A 17,615-nucleotide genomic window follows, 5' to 3' on the forward strand; every position below is an offset into this window, starting at 1 on the left:
GCCACTCCGATGTGGTCACCGGCGCACGTCGGCTGGTGGGCGGTCCGCCTCGTCGGCGCCGATCCAGCGGTCGATGCGGAACCGGTTGCCGTCGCGCTTCACCTCGGCCGCTCCGGCGCCCGCGAAGTGCGCGGGGATCACGATCTCCACCTCGTCCGCGGCTTGTTCGAGCAGGCGCCTGCGGGTCGCGGCCGCCTGCTCGCGGTCCTCGCAGAAGCAACTGTTGCAGGTCGGCTCCAGGATCTGCACGGGACTGTGCAGGATGTCGCCGACGAAGACGGCCTTGTCGCCGCCGGAACGCACGCGCAGCACGGAGGATCCCGGGGTGTGCCCGGGCGCCGCTTCCAGGGTGAGGTTGCCGTCCACCCGGTAGCTGTCCTCCCACAGCGTGGCGCGCCCGAGCACCGGCGCGATGCTGTCGGCGTAGACGAGGAGACTTCCCTTCCGCCGCAGGCGTTCGTAGTCGTCTCGGGGCGCCGGGCGGCGTCCGGCGTTCTTGGGCGCGAAGTAGCGCGCGTCGACGGCCGGGATGAGGTAGGTCGCGTTCGGGAACGTCGCCTCCCAGCCCTGCTCGCCGCCGAGGGTGTTCCAGCCGACGTGGTCGTAGTGAATGTGGGTGTTGACGACGACGTCCACGTCGTCCGGCCGGACACCGGCGGCGGCGAGGCGGTCGAGGAAATCGGTGTCGAGGTGGTCGAACAGCGGGATCTGCGGCCGGTCGCGGCCGTTGCCCACCCCGGTGTCCACGAGCACGGTCTTTCCCTCGCTGCGCAGGACCCAGGTCTGCACCGCGCCGCGGTAGGCGCCGGTGTCCGGGTTCCAGTGATCGGGCGCCAGCCAGGACTCGTTGTCCCGCCAGATCTCCGGGGCGCTGTCGGGGATGATGAAGCGGGCCGGTGCGATCTCGCCGGTCCATTCGGGCACTTTCGTCACTTCGACCGCGCCGATGGTGAAATCAGCCATGAGCCCAGGCTAGGCACCGCGGGTGAGCCAGTGAATGATCGATCGGCGCAGTTGCATACGCGTCCGGCCCAGTGCGTGAGCGATAGAGTCGACGGTGTGGATCTGCTCAGCGACATCATCGGGGTGATGCGCACCGGACGGCCCGCGGCGAACCGGATGCGGGTGGGTCTCCCGTGGTCGTACCGGTTCGCGCCGTACGAGGGCGCGGGTTTCCACGTACTCGTGCGCGGGTCCGGCTGGCTGCTGATGCAGGGCCGGGACCCGGTTCAGCTCGGGCCCGGGGACGTCGTGCTCCTGCCCGCCGGTGACGGGCACGTGCTGTCCGGCTCGCGCGACGGGGCCGGCGCCGTGCCGTTCGAACACGCCGTGGCGGATCCGTGGGGCAGCGTCGAGTTCCTCTGCGGCAAGTACCGGCTGGACCGGCGGCACACCCACCCGCTGCTGGCCGCGCTTCCGGACCTCGTGCACCTGCCCGCGCGCGTCGGCGACCACAGCCACCTGCGCGGGGCGCTGGACCTCCTGGCCGCCGAGACGACCACCCGGCGTCCGGGGCGGGACGCCGCGCTGGCCGGCCTGCTCGATCTCCTGCTCGTCTACCTGATCCGCGCCTGGTTCGACGATCACGGCCACCTCGGCTGGCCCCGGGCACTCCGCGATCCCGCCATCACCACGGTCCTCGAAGCGATGCACCGCACCCCCGGCAGGCCGTGGCGGATCGAGGACCTGGCCGCGGAGGCGGGCCTGTCCCGCACCACGCTCACCCGGAAGTTCACGGATCTGGTCGGGCAGGCCCCGATGACCTACCTGACGCACTGGCGGATGACGCTCGCGGCCCGGCTGCTGCGGGAAACCGACCTGGGGCTGGCGTCCATCGCGCAGCGCGTCGGGTATGCCTCGCCGTTCGCGTTCTCGCACGCGTTCAAACGTGAATTCGGGGTCGCACCGGGGCATTACCGCGCTCACTCGTCCAGTTCGCCGGGGAGCGGGTAGCCCGCGGCGCACCCGGCCCGCGATGCCCGCGGCGAGGTCACCACCCCGGTGCGGGTGTTCCCGGCCACCCGCACCGTGATCTCCCGGCCGTCGTCCATCCCCTCGATCAGCACCACCAGAACCTCGGCCATGGCTCAGACCGCCAGGGGGTCGAGGTCCCCGTCGAGCACGGCGAGGGCTTCGGTGAAGTAGTAGTCGCCCCAGACCAGCTCGTCCGCCGTGGCCAGTCCCAGGAGCTTGTTGTAACAGCCGGTGGTCAGCACGGCGATCTCCCCGGGCAGGCCGGGTACCGGACGCAGGTACCCGGTGACCAGCGCGTCGACCGTGCGACGCGCCAGGTCCCGGTACTTCCGGCCGTCCCTCAGCAGCGCGGCGAGCTTGAGCAGCGCGGCCGCCGCGATGGCGGTCGCCGAGGTGTCCTTGAAGGTGTGCGGGACGGCCGGGTCGTCGAAGTCCCAGAAGGTGACCAGGTCCTCCGGCACATGCGCCGCCCACCAGTCGGCGACGGTCACCGCGGTGTCGAGGAATTCCGGGTGCCCCGGCAACCAGTGCGCCGACATCGTGAACGCGAGCATGGCCCACGCCTGGGCGCGCGCCCAGGTGCTCGACGGCGAGTGGCCCTTGTGGCTGTACCGCCGCACGAGCTGCCCGGTCACCGGATCGACTGTGCCGGACTGGCACACCGAACCGTCGTCGCGCACGCAGATCTCGATGTGCCGTCGGGCGTGCGCGACCGCAGCGTCGCGCATCCGGTGGTCACCGGTGCGGTCGGCGACCGCGGAGAGCAACGCCGACACGGCACCGACCGCGTCGATGCTGGTCTCGGCGTCCCCGACGCTGTGCGCCTCCTCGGCTGCCGTGCCCAGGGGCATGATTCCCGCGGCGGGATTGAACGAGCCGGCCAGCCCCCGCGCTCCCCGCTCGGCGCGTTCCCACGCGGCCCCGTCGCCGAGCAGGTGACCGCCGAGCGCGGCACCGTAGTGGAACAGGAAGCCGCGGAAGATGGTCGGCGAGTGCTCCCGCCCGTCGAGACGGGCCGAGTACGCGCGGGCGGCTTCCCTGTGGCGGCCGCCCCGGCGGGCGGCCAGCCAGAGCTGGCCGACGAAGTGCCCGCCGGTCCAGTCCCCGTCCGGGGTGGTCGTCCACTCCCCCGTGCGGACGTCGGCGTGGTGCGGCAGCCCGGGCAGGCCGGCGTCGACCGTCTGGTCCACCCTTGCCTGCATGCGGGCGCGGGCGGCCGCGAACGTTGCGGCCTCGGTGTGCGATCCGGCGGTCATCGGTGAACCTCCTCGTGCTCGACGTGGCCGGGGCGGACGGCGCCCTGGCTCGCGAGTTCCGCGATCCGGTCCGGCTGGTATCCGAGTTCGCCCAGGACTTCCGCGGTGTGCTCCCCCAGCCGCGGGACCGCCCGGCGCACGTCCGCGCGGCTCCGGGACAGGCGCACCGGGAAGCCCACGACGCGAGCCCGGTCCTGGCCCGGGACCTCGACGTCGACCAGGAGCTCGTTGACGGCAAGCTGCGGGTGCCGCAGCGCCTCGGCGAGCGTGAGCTGCGGGGCGCACAGCAGGTCGGCCGCCTCGAAGCGCTCCAGTGCCTCCGCCGTGCTGAGCCGGGCGACGACCGGGGCGATGATCTGATTGGCGATGTCCTTGTTCCTCGCCTGCAGCTCGGTCGTGGCGAGGTCGGCACGCAGGCTGAGGTCCGGGATGTCCAGGGCATCGCAGATCAGCCGGACCGCGTTGTCCCGGAACAGGCCGAGGACGGTGACCACGCCGTCAGTCGTGGGGAAGGTGCCGCCGTACCACTGGGTGACCCAGTTCAGCGTGTGCGCGTACATCGTGTGCGCCGCCGCTTCGAGCATCTGCATCGCCACGGCCGTGTCGAGCAGGTTCACGCTCACCTCCTGCCCGAGCCCGCTGCGCTCCCGCTCCAGCAGAGCGGCGAGGATGCCCTGCACCAGCCCCATGCCCGAGGCGTAGTCCACCTGGGCGGTGGGGTTGAGGTAGGACGCCAGTTCCCGGTTCCCCACCGCCCTGGCGAGGCCGCTCACGGTCTGGGCCAGCATGTCCTGCCCCGGTTTGTGCGCCAGGGGCCCGGTGGCGCCGAACCCGGATGCGCTGCCGTAGACCAGCCGCGGGTACCGCGGCGCCAGGTCCGCATAGGACAGTCCGAGCCGGCGGATCGCGTGCGGCCGGTAGTTGTGCACCAGCACGTCCGCCTCGGCGAGGAGCCGGTGCAGGACGTCCATCCCGCCGGGCGTCTTCAGGTCGAGGGCGATGCTGCGCTTGTTGCGGTTGAGCGCCACGAAGTACGACGACACCCGGCCGTGCGCCACGGCCTCCCGGTCGAGCGTGCGCATCGCGTCCCCGCGTTCGCCCCGTTCGATCTTCACGACGTCGGCACCGAGGTCGCCGAGGGTCTGGCCGGCGAGCGGTCCCTGCATGATCTCGCAGAGCTCCACGACGCGGACGCCCTCGAGTGCGCGGCTCATGCGGCGCCCACCCCGGCGTAGGCGGCCTTGGCGATGAGCGTTCGCTGGATCTGGTTGGTGCCCTCGTAGATCTGCGTGATCTTCGCGTCCCGCATCATCCGTTCGACGGGGTAGTCGCGGATGTAGCCGTAGCCGCCGAAGAGCTGCACGGCGTCGGTGGTGACGGACATGGCGTTGTCGCTGCACAGCAGCTTCGCCATGGCCGCACGGGCGCGCGCGTCCGGGTGACCAGCCTCGATCAGCGCCACGGCCTCGTAGAGCAGGGCACGGGCGGAGGCGAGCCGCACGGCCATGTCGGCGACCATGCCGCGAACCATCTGGAACCGCGACACGGATTGGCCGAACTGCGACCGTTCCGAGGTGTAGGCGAGGGCGGCGTCGAACGCCCCCTGCGCGACGCCCAGCGCCTGCGCCGCGATCAGCGCCCGGCTGCCGTTGAGTTCCGCCATGATGTAGCGGTATCCCTGGGTGGGGTCGCCGACGACCCGGACGTCGGGGACGACGCAGTCGTCGAGCACGAGGTCGGCGGTCGGGCTGCCGCGCAGGCCCATCTTGCGTTCGTGCGGCCCGAAGGACAGGCCCGGGTCGTCGCGGTGCACGATGAACACACCGTGGCTGCTCTCGCCGGTGCGGGCCAGCACCGCGAACCAGGTGCCCCAGGGCGCGTTGCTGATGAAGCGCTTGAGACCGGTGAGGCGCCAGCCCCCGTCGACCTTGGTGGCGGTGGTGGTGAGGCCGGCGACATCGGATCCCGCGGTCGGTTCGGTGAGGCACCAGCCCGCGCCGGCCTGCCCGCTCGCCACCTGCGGCACGACGAGCTTCTGCAGTTCCTCCGAGCCGTGGGACAGGATCGTGCAGGTGCCCGCCCAGTTCACCAGGAGCACGTGCGAGGTGGTCATGCAGGCCGCGGCGATCTCCTCGATCGCGATGACCTGCGACAGCAGATCTGCTCCGGAGCCGCCGAGGTGCTCGGGGTGCGCGAGACCGGCCAGGTCGGCCTCGACGATCGCCTGCCACGCCTCCTCCGGGAACCGCTCCTTCTCGTCGACGTCCGCGGCGTGGGGCGCGATCCGCTCCGTGGCGAGCTTGCGCACGATCGCCCGGAAATCGGCGTGGACATCGGTCTCGATGGTGCTCATGTCTCAGGAATTCCTCTCCGTGTGCGGGTGGGGTCGGGTGATCGGGGGCCAGCTCAGGTCCCCGGCCGCGGCGTCGTGCGGGGCCACGACCCGTGCGGCGTCGTCCGGGGTGAGCCCGAACGACGCGAGCACCGCGGCGGTCTCCCCGGGGGCCGGCGCGCCGCCGGGTGCGGCGGGAGTGCGGGAAAACCGTGGTACGGCGGGCACCCGGTCCAGCGCGAAGTCCGGGTGACGGGCGGTCACGTGCGGGTGCGCCGCCAGTTCCCCGGGCTCGAGCACGGGAGTGACGCACGCGTCGCTGCCGGCGAAGTGCGCGGCCCAGGTGTCGCGGTCCTTGCCGCGGAAGACCGCCTCCAGCGTGCGGGTGAGCTCGGGGAACCGGGCGGGGTCGAGGTGGTCCGGCACGTCGTCGCCGAGGCCGAGTTCGCTCCACAGTGCCGCGAAGAACCGCGGTTCGAGCGCACCCACCGCGACGTAGCGCCCGTCAGCGCATTCGTAGGTGCGGTAGGCGGGCATGGTGCCGGTGAGCGCACCGGCCCCGCGCCGGGGCAGGGTCGGTGTGCCCCAGTCGGCGAACGGCATGGCCATCATCGACAGCACGCCGTCGACCATGGCGGCGTCGACGTGCTGGCCGACGCCGGAGCGTTCCCGCTCGTGCAGCGCGGCGAGGATGCCGAACGCGGCCAGCAGGCCTCCCCCGCCGAAGTCGGCCAGGAGGTTCAGCGGCGGGGTGGGCGGGGCGCCCGTGGCACCGAACGTGCCCAGGGCACCGGCGATGGCGAGGTAGTTGATGTCGTGCCCGGCCCGCTGCGCGAGCGGGCCGTCCTGGCCGTAGCCGGTCAGGCTGCACGAGACCAGTCGCGGGTTGATCCGGCTCAGCCGCTCGTGGTCGGCCCCGAGCCGGGCGGCGACGCCCGGGCGGAAACTCTCGAGGAGAACGTCGGCGTGTTCGACCATGCGGTCCAGCAGCGAGCGCCCCTGCGGGGTCTTCAGGTCCAGCTCGATCGCGTGCTTGCCGCGACGCAGCACCGGAATGGGGGCACCGGTCCGGCCGCCGCCGACCATCACCACGTCCGCGCCGAGGTCGGCGAGCAGCATGCTGCAGTAGGGCCCCGGGGCGAGACGGCTCAGGTCGAGGACGCGGATGCCCGCCAGGGCCTGGGAGCTGGTCATAGGGTTCGCTCCAGCTTCGGCGAGGCGGCGAGACGGCGATCGCGGGCTCCGGATGCGCGGAGCGCGACGGTGCTGAGCAGGCTCAGCACGCCCAGCACGCCGAGCAGGACGCCGACGGCGAGTACGCCGTGCGCGGCGGCCAGCGCGGCCGCGACCAGTGGCGCGATGGCACCGCCGAGGATTCCGCCGAGGTTGTAGGCGATCCCGGCGCCGGTGTAGCGGTACGCCGTCTGGAACAGCTCGGGCAGGTAGGCGCCCACCGGGCCGTAGGCGATGCCGTAGAGCCCCATCATCGCCGCGAGGGTCACCGCGTAGGCGACGCCGGAGCCGCCGGTCAGCCAGGCGAACAACACGACGACGGCCGGGATCGTCAACGCGTAGCCGACGATGATCGTGCGCCTGCGGCCGAACCGATCGGACAGCACGCCGGCCGCCACGGTCGTGATCGCCAGCGCGATGCTCGCCACGATGCCCAGCCCCAGCACGGTGGCCCGGGTAAGGCCAGCCCCCGACCGCGAGGTGCCGAACGAGGTGAGGTAGGCGGTGGCCACGTAGAACAACGCGAACAGGATCGTCAGCACACCGCCGCCGAGCAGCACTTCCCGCCACTGCGCCCGGAACACCGCCCGCAGCGGCAGCACTTCCGGCGTACCCGAGGCTTCGAGTTCCGCCAGGTGTTCGCGGAACGCCGGGGTTTCGGTGACCGCCAGCCGGACGTACAGTCCGATGAGGACGAGCACGGCGCTGGCCAGGAACGGGATCCGCCAGCCGTAGGAGAGGAACGCGGGGCTGCCCGAGCCGACGGCCAGATCGACGACCAGGAACGTAGCGCTGGCCAGCGCGAAGCCGAACGCCGGGCCGAGCTGTGGAAAGACCGCGTACAGCCCGCGTTTCCCAGGTGGGGCGTTCTCCGCGGCGAGCAACGTGGCGCCGGCCCACTCGCCGCCGACGGCGAAACCCTGCAGGAAACGCAGCACCGTCAACAGGATCGGCCCGGCGGCGCCGATGACCCCGGCCGGCGGCAGCAGCCCGATGACCATGGTCGCCACGCCCATCAGCAGCAGCGTGGCGACGAGGGTGTTCTTGCGCCCGAGCCGGTCCCCGAAGTGCCCGCACACCACCGCGCCGAGCGGCCGCGCGACGAAAGCGACGCCGAGGGTCGCCAGTGACGCGACGGTCCCGGCCGCCGAACCGAGCGCGGGGAAGAACACCGTCGGGAAGACCAGCGCCGCCGCGGTCCCGTAGATGAAGAAGTCGTAGAACTCGATGGTCGTGCCGGCACAGCTCGCCATGGCCACACGGGCCAGCGTCGTGCTCGGCACCTGCGTCGGTTGGTCGCTCACGGCGCTCATCTCCTTTGATGAGGTCGTGGTTGTGCACCACGACAATGGGTGTTGCCGAAGCGGGATCAGCAATGGCGTCCCGGTCGCCTCGAAAACCGCCGCACATGCGGCCTGGCTGCTACTTTAGGTGCGACACTCGGGCACGAACCATGTCTGACCCACTGACGCACGAGCCCGTTGATTGTGCCGTCGCACAACAGGCTGCTCGGGAAGGAAGGTCCGATGAGGGAGTCCGCGGGCATAGCCGGCGCCTTCGACGATCTCGCGCGGCTGCTGCGCGACAACGCCGACCGGCTGGCCGGGGAGATCATCACCGAAATCGTCGAGAAGGTGCCGACCTATGCTGCCGTGCCCCGCGCGTCGCTGCACCGGTCGTTGCGGCAGCACATCGAGACCGCGTCCCGCTCGTTGACCGACGGGCAGGTCCCCGAGCAGGTTCAGGACGTCTCGGTGGCTGCGGAACGGGCCCGCGCCGGAATCCCGATCGAACACGTCCTGCTCGCCATCCGGCTGTCCTTCCAGGCGCTGCGGGAGTTCGTGATCCGCGCGGCGACCGGCCTGGGAGTCGAACCCGCGATACAGCTGGAGGGCGTCCGCATCCTGTGGGAGGTGAACGACCTCGTCAGCCGCGAGTACGCGGTGGCGCACCGCGACGAGGACCTCGACATGGCGCGCACCGCGGAGACCCGTCGCGTCGAGTTCGTGCGCCGTCTGCTCCGGGATGGACTCGCCACGCCCGACATGGGACTCCACGCGGCTTCGTTCGGACTCGTCGCCACCGCCCGCTACCGCGCGTTCCGGGCCCGGCCCGGCACCGGGGAATCGGCCGCGCAGCTGCTGCAGGCGATCCTGCGCTGGGGCACCACGCACCGGCTGGCGCCGTTCGGCGCGGTCGTGGAGGGCGAGGCGGTCGGCATTCTCACCGGGGAAGGCCTGCCCGGGGAGGGCCCGACGGTCGGCGTCGGGCCTGCCGTCGAACTGACCCAGATCCCCGAATCCCATCGGGTCGCGGGCCAGATGATCGAGGTCGGTCTCGAGTTCGGCCGCACCGGACCACAAACGCTGGAGAACCTCTCGCTGCGGGTGGCGGTCGCGTCCGAGCACGGGGTCGGCGACCACCTGGTCGACCGGATCCTCGGACCCCTGCTCGCACAGGGCGAGTTCGGGCAGGAACTCGTGTCCTCCCTCGACGCATTCCTCGCCGCCGGCATGAACACCGCGGCGGCGGCCAAGGCGCTGGTGATCCACCCGAACACGGTGCGGTACCGGATCAACCAGGCGAAACACCTGTCCGGCCGGAAGCTGGAATCGGCCCAGGACATCAGCGAGGTGTGGTGGGCGCTCCGGCGGCACGAATGGAAATCGCGCGCCCGGCGACTTCGCGACAGCGGCGGCTGACCTCCGGCGCCTCACCCCCGTCCAGGCCGCCACCTGCGGTGCGCCGTGCCCGGTTCGCCGTGGCGGATGAGTTCCAGTCGTGGCTTCGGCCCTTCCGTGCGACCGGTTTGCGGGCGCCGGGAGCCGGCCCGCCATGGGAGCGGCCAATCCGCGCCCGGGCCGGTGAACTCCTGTTCCGCGGCCGCGTGCAGGGTCCAGTTCGGGTCGTAGAGGTGGGCGCGGCCGAGCAGGCACAGGTCCGCGCGGCCGGCGAGCAGGATCGAGTTCACGTCGTCGTGTGAGGAGATCGCGCCCACGGCCATCGTGGCGACGCCGGTGCGGTTGCGGATCCGGTCGGCGAACGGGGTCTGGTAGGACCGGCCGAACGCGGGCTTCTCGTCGGGGTGGACCTGGCCGGTGGAGACGTCCACGAGATCCACACCGGCCTCGGCGAAGGCGGCCGCGATCTCCACCGCGTCGTCGGCCGTGATCCCGTCGTCGCACCAGTCCGTGGCCGAAATCCGCACGCTCATCGGGCGATCGGACGGCCACACGTCGCGCATCGACGCGAACACCTCCAGCGGGAACCGCAACCGCGCGCGCAGGGAACCGCCATAGCGATCCGTGCGCCGGTTGGTCAGCGGCGAGATGAACGACGACAGCAGATACCCGTGCGCGCAGTGCAGTTCCAGCAGGTCGAACCCGGCTTCGACGGCGCGCGCGGCCGCGTCGGTGAACTGCTGCCGGATCTCCCCCAGATCCCGCACGGTCAGTTCCCGCGGCACCTGGTTCACCCCGGGCCGGTACGGCAGCGGCGAAGGCGCGACGACCGGCCAGTTGCCCTCCGGCAGCGGCTGGTCGATCCCCTCCCACATCAGCCGCGTGGAGCCCTTGCGGCCGGAGTGCCCGATCTGGATGCCGATCTTCGCCGTGGTCTCGGCGTGCACGAAATCGGTGATCCGCCGCCACGCCCGGGTCTGCCCGGCGGTGTAGATCCCGGTGCAGCCGGGGGTGATGCGGCCGGTGGCGGACACGCACACCATCTCCGTCATCACCAGGCCCGCGCCGCCGAGCGCCTTGCCGCCGAGGTGGACGAGGTGGAAATCCCCGGGCAGGCCGTCGGTCGCCCGGTACATGTCCATCGGGGACACCACGACCCGGTTCTTCAGCTCCAGCCCGCGCACCCGCAGCGGCTGGAACATCGGCGGCCGCACGTCGCCGTCACCGTTGCCGCGCCGCTGCTCGTGCCGGGCGAACCACTCGTCGACCCGCTCGACGAACTCCGGGTCGCGCACGCGCAGGTTGTCGTAGGTGACCCGGCGGCTGCGGGTCATGATGTTGAAGGCGAACTGCACCGGCTCCTGGTGCACGTACTGCCCCAGGTTCTCGAACCACTCCAGGCTGGCCTGCGCCGCGCGCTGGGTCGACTCGACCACCGGCCGCCGTTCGGCTTCGTAGGCGGCCAGCGCCCGCTCGACGTCCGGTTGTTCGTGCAGCGCCGCGGCGAGCGCGAGCGCGTCCTCCATGGCGAGCTTGGTGCCGGAGCCGATCGAGAAGTGCGCGGTGTGCGCGGCGTCGCCGAGCAGGATGATGTTGCCGTGGCGCCACCGCTGGTTGCGCACGGTGGTGAAGTTGATCCAGCGGGAGTTGTTCGCCAGCAGCTGGGCGTCGCCGAGCACGTCGGCGAACAGTTCCCGCACCAGCGCGATCGACTTCTCGTCGGAATCGCCGGGCGCGAACTCGCGGTCGGCGAAGGCCTTGAACCCGGCGCGCTGCCACACCTCGTCCGCCATCTCCACGATGAACGTGCTGCCGGTGGCGTCGAACGGGTAGCCGTGGATCTGCATGACCCCGTACGGGGTGTCGACGATGTAGAACTTGAACGCGTCGAACACCTTGTCCGTGCCGAGCCACATGTAGGCGCAGCGGCGGGACTCCAGGGACGGGCCGAACACCGCGGCGTGACGGGCGCGCACCGCGGAATTCACCCCGTCGGCGGCGACCACGAGGTCGTAGTCCGCCGCGAGCCGGTCGACGTCCGGGGCGAGCGTGCGGAAGTGCAGCCGCACACCGAGGTCGGCGCACCGGTGCTGGAGAATCTGCAGCAGCCGTTTCCGGCTCATCGCGGCGAACCCGTGCCCGCCGCTGGTGAGCACCTCGCCGCGGTAGTGGACGTCGATGTCGTCCCAGCGGGCGAACTCGCGCTCCATCTGCCGGTAGATCGACTCGTCGGCGTGCTCGATGCCGCCGAGCGTCTCGTCGGAGAACACCACGCCGAAGCCGAACGTGTCGTCGGCGGCGTTGCGTTCCCAGACGTCGATCTCGTCGCCGGGGCTCAGCTGCTGGGCGAGCGCGGCGAAGTACAACCCGCCCGGGCCACCGCCGACGACCGCGATCCGCATCCTGGTCTCCTCACCGGGCCTGCGCTGCGCGCTGCCGCAGCTTGAACCGCTGGAGCTTCCCGGTCGCGCTGCGCGGCAGGCTGTCCACGAACTCCACGGCCCGCGGGTACTTGAACGGGGCGATGCGCTGCTTGACGAACGCCTGGAGCTCGCCCACCAGATCCGCGTCGCCCGCGACGCCCGGTTGCAGGACCACGAACGCCTTGACGATCTGCCCGCGTTCCTCGTCCGGCGCGCCAACCACCCCGCATTCCTGCACGGCGTCGTGCGCGAGCAGCGCTTCCTCGACCTCCGGGCCGGCGATGTTGTAGCCGGCGGAGACGATCATGTCGTCGTTGCGCGCCAGGTAGTGGAAATAGCCGTCGGAATCGGCGACGAACGTGTCGCCGGTGATGTTCCAGCCGTTCTGCACGTAGGCGGCCTGCCGGTCGTCGGCGAGGTAGCGGCAGCCGGTCGGGCCCTTCACGGCGAGACGGCCGGGTGTGCCGGGTGGCAGCGGCTCGCCGTGGTCGTCGAGGATGGCGGCCCGGTAGCCGGGGACGGCGCGGCCGGTCGCGCCCGGCCGGATGTCGTCGTCGGCGGCGGAGACGAAGATGTGCAGCATTTCGGTGGAGCCGATGCCGTCGATGAGCGCCAGTCCGGTCGCCTCGTGCACGGCCCGCCAGGTCGACTCCGGCAGGTGCTCCCCCGCCGACACCGCGCGGCGCAACCGGCCCAGCGCCTGGACCCGGCCGGAGCGCAGCATGGAGCGGTAGGCCGTCGGGGCGGTGAAGCAGACGGTGACCTCGTGGGCCTCGATCGCGTCCGCGAGCTCGTCCGGTGTCGCCTTTTCGATCAGGAGTGTGGCCGCGCCGGCGCGCAGCGGGAAGACGAGCAGCCCGCCGAGGCCGAAGGTGAAGGCCAGCGGTGGCGTCCCGGTGAACAGGTCGTCCGGGCGCGGCTTGAGGACGTGCCGGGAGAACGTGTCGGCGATCGCGAGGATGTCGCGGTGGAAGTGCATGGTGGCCTTCGGCCGTCCGGTGGTGCCCGAGGTGAAGGCCAGCAGGGCGACGTCGTCGGCCGCGGTGTCGACGGCGGTGAACTCGGCCGGCGCGCCGCGGGTGCGCGCGTCCAGATCGTCCGGGGCCCCCGAACCGTAGGTGACCACGGGCGCGCCGCCCAGGTCCGCCGCGAGCAGTTCGCCGGTGAAGCGCGCGTCGCACAGGGCGAGGCCGACCTGGCTGATCTCGGCGATGGTGGTGAGCTCGGCCGAGCGGAGCAGGGGCATGGTGGGCACGGCCACCGCGCCGGCCTTCATCACGGCGAGCCAGCACGCGGCCAGCGCGGGGGTGTTCGGGCCGCGCAGCAGCACGCGCTGTCCGGGCACGACGCCGAGCTGCTCGGTGAGCACCCACGCGGTGCGGTTCACCTGGTGCCGCAGCTCGCCGTAGGTCCAGGCCCGGCCGTCCGTGGTGAGCAGGCACCTGCGGTCCGGCCCGTGCTCGGCGATCACCGCGTCGAGCAGTTCGGCCCCGCAGTTCAGCCGTTGCGGGTAGGGCAGGTCGAGGAGGAGTTCGGGCCACAACCGCGCCGGCGGGAGGTGGTCCCGGCAGAAGGTGTCGACATGAGCGGAGGGGCTGAGCCCCGGACCCACGGTGGTCATACGCCAAGTATTCTCTCTTCGTGACGACAGTCAAGCAATCGTCAGAAAGCGGGGCACCCGATAAGCTGCGCCGCGTGCCCACCGATCCCGAGGACCGCGCGCCGAAACCACGCGCGCTGATCGTCACCGTCTACGGCCTCTACGCCCGGGAGGCGGGCGGCTGGATGAGCGTCGCCTCGCTCATCCAGTTGCTGGCGCAGTGCGGGGTGGACGAGCCCTCGGTGCGCTCGTCGATCTTCCGCCTCAAGCGCCGGGGACTGCTGACCGCGGCGAAGGTCGGCGGGGTCGCCGGATACGAACTGTCCGACACCGCACGGGAAATCCTCGACGAAGGCGACCGCCGCATCTTCGAACGCCGCCGCGCCAGCGCCGACGAAGGCTGGCTGATGGTGGTGTTCAGCGTGCCGGAGTCCGAACGCGACAAACGCCACCAGCTGCGCTCCCGGCTGTCCTGGCTCGGGTTCGGGACCGTGTCGGCCGGGGTGTGGATCGCCCCGGCGCACCTGCTCGACGAGACCCGCGAAACCCTGGCCCGGCAAGGCCTGCAGGGCTACGTCGAGCTGTTCCGGGCCGATCACGCCGGCTTCGCCGCGACCGCGGACCGCGTGCGCGACTGGTGGGACCTGGACCGCCTGCACGAGCTCTACGACGCGTTCCTCGCCCAGCACGGGCCGGTCCTGGCCGGTTACCGGCGGCGCCGCCGCATCGACGGCGCCCGCGCGTTCGCCGACTACGTCAGCGCGCTCACCGACTGGCGCCGCCTGCCCTACCTGGAACCCGGGCTGCCGCTCGACGTGCTGCCGCCGGACTGGATCGGCATCCGGGCGGCGGACACCTTCTTCGAGCTGCGGCGCAGGCTGGCCGGCCCCGCGCACGACTACGTCGAATCGCTGCGCGCGGCGGCCTGACCGCCTCACACGACGGCGAAACCCTGCACCTCCACCAGCGCCTCGGCATCCCACAACCGGGACACCCCGATCGCCGCCATGGCCGGGTAGTCGGTGCCGGCCAGGCGCCGCCACACCTCGCCGATCTCGCGGGCGTGCGCCCGGTAGCCGGCCAGATCGGTGGCGTAGACGGTGAGGCTGACCAGCCGGTCCGGCGCGCCACCGGCGGCGCGGAGCGCGCCGAGCAGGTTCGACAACGCCCGCTCGAACTGCTCGACCACGGTGCCGCCGACGATCCGGCCCTCGGCGTCGAGTGCGGTCTGCCCGGCCAGGAACACCGTGGTGCCGGTCGCGACCACCGCGTGGGAGAACCCCCGCGGCGGCGCCAGCTCCGGCGGATTCACCCGCTGCACGCTCACTGCACCGCACCTCCGTCCACCTGGATCGCCTGCCCGGTCACCGCGCCGGACCGCACGCAGAACCACACCGCCTCGGCCACCTCCTCCGGCTGGATCAGCCGGCCGATCGGCTGCTTGCGCGCCAAGGTCTCGCGCGCTTCCTCGGCGCTGCGCCCGGTCGTGGCCACGATGGTGGCGATCGTCTGCTCCGTCATCGGCGTGTCCACGTAGCCGGGGCAGACGGCGTTCACCGTCACGCCGGTGCGGGCCAGCTCCGCCGCCGCGGCGCGCACCAGGCCCAGCACGCCGTGCTTGCTGGCGGTGTAGGCGGCGATGTAGGGCTCGCCGATCCGCGCGGCCGTGGACGCCATGACGACGATCCGCCCCCACCCCGCCGCGCGCATCGACGGCACCGACCGGCGCACGAACCGGAACGGCGCGGTCAGGTTGAGGTCCAGCATCCGCTGCCAGTCGGCGTCGGTGGTGCGCTCCAGGCGGGCGGAATGGCCCGCGCCGGCGTTGGCGACGAGGATCTCCACCGGACCCCATTGCTGTTCGATCTCGTGGTGGACGCGGTCGGCGGCGTCCGGGTCGGTGACGTCCGCGGGGATCACGTGCACCGGCCCGGCGCACCCGGCGGCGGTTTCGTCGAGCTGCTCGCGGTTGCGCGCCACCAGCGCGACCCGGCAGCCTTCGGCGCTGAGCCGCCGCGCGATCGCGCGACCGATGCCCCGGCCGGCGCCCGTCACGAGCGCGACCCTCACCGCCCCTCCCAGCGCGGCTGGCGGCGTTCGGTGAAGGCGGCGTGGAATTCGGCGTGGTCCCGGGTGGTCATCAGCAGGGCCTGGGTCATCGCGTCCAGTTCCATCGACGCCGAGATCGACATGTCCAGCTCGGCGGTCAGCAGCGACTTGGTCTGCGCGAGCGCCAGCGCCGGGCCGTCGGCGAGCCTGCGGGCCAGTTCGGTGACCGTGGCGTCCAGGTCGGCGTCGGCGACCAGCCGCGACACCAGGCCGTAGCGGTCGGCGGTCTCGGCGTCGATCGTGTCGCCGAGCATCAGCAGTTCGGTGGCCCGGCCCAGGCCGACCACGCGCGGCAGCAGGTAGGCCGCGCCCATGTCCCCACCGGACAGGCCGACCTTGGTGAACAGGAACGCGAACCGCCCGGAGGTGGTCACGACGCGGAAGTCGGAGGCGAGTGCGACGACGGCGCCGGCTCCGGCCGCGATGCCGTGGACGGCGGTGATGATCGGGATCGGGCACTCCCGCATGGCCCGGATCACCGCGCCGGTCATCTTGGTGAACCGCATCAGGTCGCGTGGTTCCATCTTGATCAGCTCGCCGATGATCTCCTCGACGTCGCCGCCGCCGCAGAAACCCCGGCCCTCGCCGCGGATCACCAGCACCCGCACGTCCTGGTGGTGCGGCAGCTCGGCGAGCAGGTCGCGCAGGTCGGCGTAGCTTTCGAAGGTCAGCGGGTTGAGCTTCTCCGGCCGGTCCAGCGTCACCGTCGCCACCCCGTCGGCCTTGCCGAACCGGAAGTGCCGCCAGTCCTCGGTGAGCCGCGGCGAGGCGTGGAAGCGGTAGGTCATCGGGTGTACTCCCTGCCGATCAGGTTGCGCGCGATGATGGAACGCTGGACCTCGGAGGCGCCTTCGTAGATGCGCAGCGCCCGGACGTCGCGGTAGAGGTGTTCGAGCGGGTGCCCGTGCCGCAGGGCGGCCGCGCCGTGCAGCTGCACGCAGCCGTCGACGATCCGCTGCGCCGCCTCGGTGGCGTACAGCTTCGCCATGGCCGACCGCCGGGACTGCTGCTCCGGCTCGCCGCCGTCGTCGTAGGCGGCGGCCGCGGCGTAGACGAGCAGGCGGGCCGCTTCGAGTTCGGTGGCCAGGTCGGCGATGCGGTGCGCCACGGCCTGCTGGCTCGCCAACGGCGCGCCGTACACCCGGCGCTCGCGGACGTGGGTGACGGTCGCGTCGAGCGCCGCCTGCGCCATTCCCACCGCGAACGCGCCGACGCTGGGCCGGAACAGGTCCAGCGTGCGCATGGCGACGGCGAACCCGCGGTCGACCTCGCCGAGCACGGCGCCCGCGGGAACCCGGACGCCGTCGAACACCAGACGGCCGATCGGGTGCGGCGACAGCATGTCCAGCGGCTCGCCGGACAATCCCGCGCTGTCACCGGGGACGGCGAAGGCGGTGACCCCGCGCGCGCCGGCGTCAGGGGTGGTGCGGGCGAACACCGTGTAGATGTCGGCGTCGGGAGCGTTGGAAATCCACAGCTTTTCGCCGGTGAGCACCCAGCCATCGCCGTCGCGCTCGGCGCGCAGCTGCAGGGCCGCGGCGTCCGACCCCGCGCCGGCTTCGGTCAGCGCGAACGCGGCGACGGCCTCCCCGGAGATCACCGCGGGGATCCAGCGGGCCCGCAGCTCGGCCGAGCCGGACTGCAGGATCGGGTAGCTGCCCAGCCCCTGCAGGGCCAGCGCGGTCTCCGCCTCGGTGCTGATCTGGGCGATCGTCTCCCGCAGCAGGCACAACTGCACCGCGGCCGCGTCCGAGGGCTCGGCGCCCCCGCCGAACAGTCCCCGGAGCAACCCCAGCTCCCCCAGGGTGCGGACGAGCTCCCGGTCCACCCGCCCGGTTCCACGCGGGGCGAGCTTCCCGGTGGCGGCGTCGCGCACCCGGCGCTGGTACTCCCGCTGCTCGTCGCTGAGCCGGAACGCGGCAACCCCGGACATGCTCCGAGACTAGCGCACTGGTGACGCTCGTCAAGGATGCGCAACACTCCCGGCCGATCAGAAATCCTCCGCCA

16 protein-coding genes are annotated in these 17,615 nt (G+C 72.1%); 3 read left to right on the forward strand and 13 right to left on the reverse strand.

Translation table 11 applies throughout. The features are described 5' to 3' along the window. Positions 1-15 precede the first annotated feature (15 nt). On the reverse strand, positions 16-963 hold the full coding sequence (locus ACCP09_RS34235; RefSeq protein WP_433752925.1) for an MBL fold metallo-hydrolase: 948 nt from the start codon (positions 961-963) through the stop codon (positions 16-18). Positions 964-1,059: 96 nt separating this feature from the next. Here ACCP09_RS34235 and ACCP09_RS34240 point away from each other — a divergent pair, with 96 nt between their 5' ends. Next, entirely contained in the window at positions 1,060-1,953 is an 894-nt protein-coding gene (locus ACCP09_RS34240) for an AraC family transcriptional regulator (RefSeq protein WP_433752927.1), read from the forward strand. On the opposite strand, the gene ACCP09_RS34245 is transcribed toward ACCP09_RS34240, so the two are convergent. Genes ACCP09_RS34245 through ACCP09_RS34270 form a run of 6 tightly spaced genes read right to left on the reverse strand, consistent with a single transcriptional unit; the run spans position 1,923 to position 8,099 of the window. Further along, entirely contained in the window at positions 1,923-2,084 is a 162-nt protein-coding gene (locus tag ACCP09_RS34245; RefSeq protein ID WP_157360541.1) for a hypothetical protein, read from the reverse strand. The genes ACCP09_RS34240 and ACCP09_RS34245 overlap by 31 nt on opposite strands. 3 nt (positions 2,085-2,087) lie before the next feature. Beyond that, positions 2,088-3,230, reverse strand: coding sequence for a glycoside hydrolase family 88 protein (locus tag ACCP09_RS34250; RefSeq protein WP_433752929.1), 1,143 nt, complete (start codon positions 3,228-3,230; stop codon positions 2,088-2,090). After that, complete coding sequence (locus tag ACCP09_RS34255; protein ID WP_433752931.1) at positions 3,227-4,444, reverse strand: CaiB/BaiF CoA transferase family protein; 1,218 nt, start codon at positions 4,442-4,444, stop codon at positions 3,227-3,229. The genes ACCP09_RS34250 and ACCP09_RS34255 overlap by 4 nt, the downstream gene beginning before the upstream one ends. Beyond that, on the reverse strand, positions 4,441-5,583 hold the full coding sequence (locus ACCP09_RS34260) for an acyl-CoA dehydrogenase family protein (RefSeq protein ID WP_037322312.1): 1,143 nt from the start codon (positions 5,581-5,583) through the stop codon (positions 4,441-4,443). The genes ACCP09_RS34255 and ACCP09_RS34260 overlap by 4 nt, the downstream gene beginning before the upstream one ends. Before the next feature lie 3 nt (positions 5,584-5,586). Continuing rightward, a complete protein-coding gene (locus tag ACCP09_RS34265) occupies positions 5,587-6,756 on the reverse strand; it encodes a CaiB/BaiF CoA transferase family protein (protein WP_123686559.1) in 1,170 nt (389 codons plus the stop codon). After that, a complete protein-coding gene (locus ACCP09_RS34270; protein WP_433752934.1) occupies positions 6,753-8,099 on the reverse strand; it encodes an MFS transporter in 1,347 nt (448 codons plus the stop codon). The genes ACCP09_RS34265 and ACCP09_RS34270 overlap by 4 nt, the downstream gene beginning before the upstream one ends. Positions 8,100-8,321: 222 nt before the next feature. Between ACCP09_RS34270 and ACCP09_RS34275 the strand changes: the two genes are divergently transcribed. Next, positions 8,322-9,497 (forward strand): PucR family transcriptional regulator, encoded by a 1,176-nt coding sequence (locus ACCP09_RS34275; protein ID WP_123686557.1) that lies wholly within the window; start codon positions 8,322-8,324, stop codon positions 9,495-9,497. Between the two features lie 11 nt (positions 9,498-9,508). Here ACCP09_RS34275 and ACCP09_RS34280 read toward each other — a convergent pair whose 3' ends face one another. Then, positions 9,509-11,878 carry a bifunctional salicylyl-CoA 5-hydroxylase/oxidoreductase gene (locus tag ACCP09_RS34280; protein ID WP_433752937.1) on the reverse strand — a complete coding sequence of 790 codons (2,370 nt, stop codon included), beginning with the start codon at positions 11,876-11,878 and terminating at the stop codon, positions 9,509-9,511. Positions 11,879-11,888: 10 nt separating this feature from the next. Further along, complete coding sequence (locus ACCP09_RS34285) at positions 11,889-13,520, reverse strand: AMP-binding protein (protein ID WP_433752939.1); 1,632 nt, start codon at positions 13,518-13,520, stop codon at positions 11,889-11,891. A gap of 74 nt (positions 13,521-13,594) precedes the next feature. Between ACCP09_RS34285 and ACCP09_RS34290 the strand changes: the two genes are divergently transcribed. Then, entirely contained in the window at positions 13,595-14,428 is an 834-nt protein-coding gene (locus ACCP09_RS34290) for a PaaX family transcriptional regulator (RefSeq protein ID WP_237336628.1), read from the forward strand. Between the two features lie 5 nt (positions 14,429-14,433). On the opposite strand, the gene ACCP09_RS34295 is transcribed toward ACCP09_RS34290, so the two are convergent. Genes ACCP09_RS34295 through ACCP09_RS34310 form a run of 4 tightly spaced genes read right to left on the reverse strand, consistent with a single transcriptional unit; the run spans position 14,434 to position 17,541 of the window. After that, positions 14,434-14,826 carry a RidA family protein gene (locus tag ACCP09_RS34295; RefSeq protein WP_433752941.1) on the reverse strand — a complete coding sequence of 131 codons (393 nt, stop codon included), beginning with the start codon at positions 14,824-14,826 and terminating at the stop codon, positions 14,434-14,436. Beyond that, positions 14,823-15,569, reverse strand: coding sequence for an SDR family NAD(P)-dependent oxidoreductase (locus ACCP09_RS34300; protein WP_433752943.1), 747 nt, complete (start codon positions 15,567-15,569; stop codon positions 14,823-14,825). Before ACCP09_RS34300 ends, ACCP09_RS34295 begins: the two co-directional genes overlap by 4 nt. Next, on the reverse strand, positions 15,566-16,396 hold the full coding sequence (locus ACCP09_RS34305) for an enoyl-CoA hydratase family protein (protein ID WP_433752945.1): 831 nt from the start codon (positions 16,394-16,396) through the stop codon (positions 15,566-15,568). Before ACCP09_RS34305 ends, ACCP09_RS34300 begins: the two co-directional genes overlap by 4 nt. Beyond that, a complete protein-coding gene (locus ACCP09_RS34310; RefSeq protein WP_433752947.1) occupies positions 16,393-17,541 on the reverse strand; it encodes an acyl-CoA dehydrogenase family protein in 1,149 nt (382 codons plus the stop codon). Before ACCP09_RS34310 ends, ACCP09_RS34305 begins: the two co-directional genes overlap by 4 nt. Between the last annotated feature and the right edge of the window lie 74 nt (positions 17,542-17,615).

The sequence above is a fragment of the Amycolatopsis sp. 3B14 genome (assembly GCF_050958625.1).
Lineage (GTDB): Bacteria > Actinomycetota > Actinomycetes > Mycobacteriales > Pseudonocardiaceae > Amycolatopsis_E > Amycolatopsis_E thermoflava.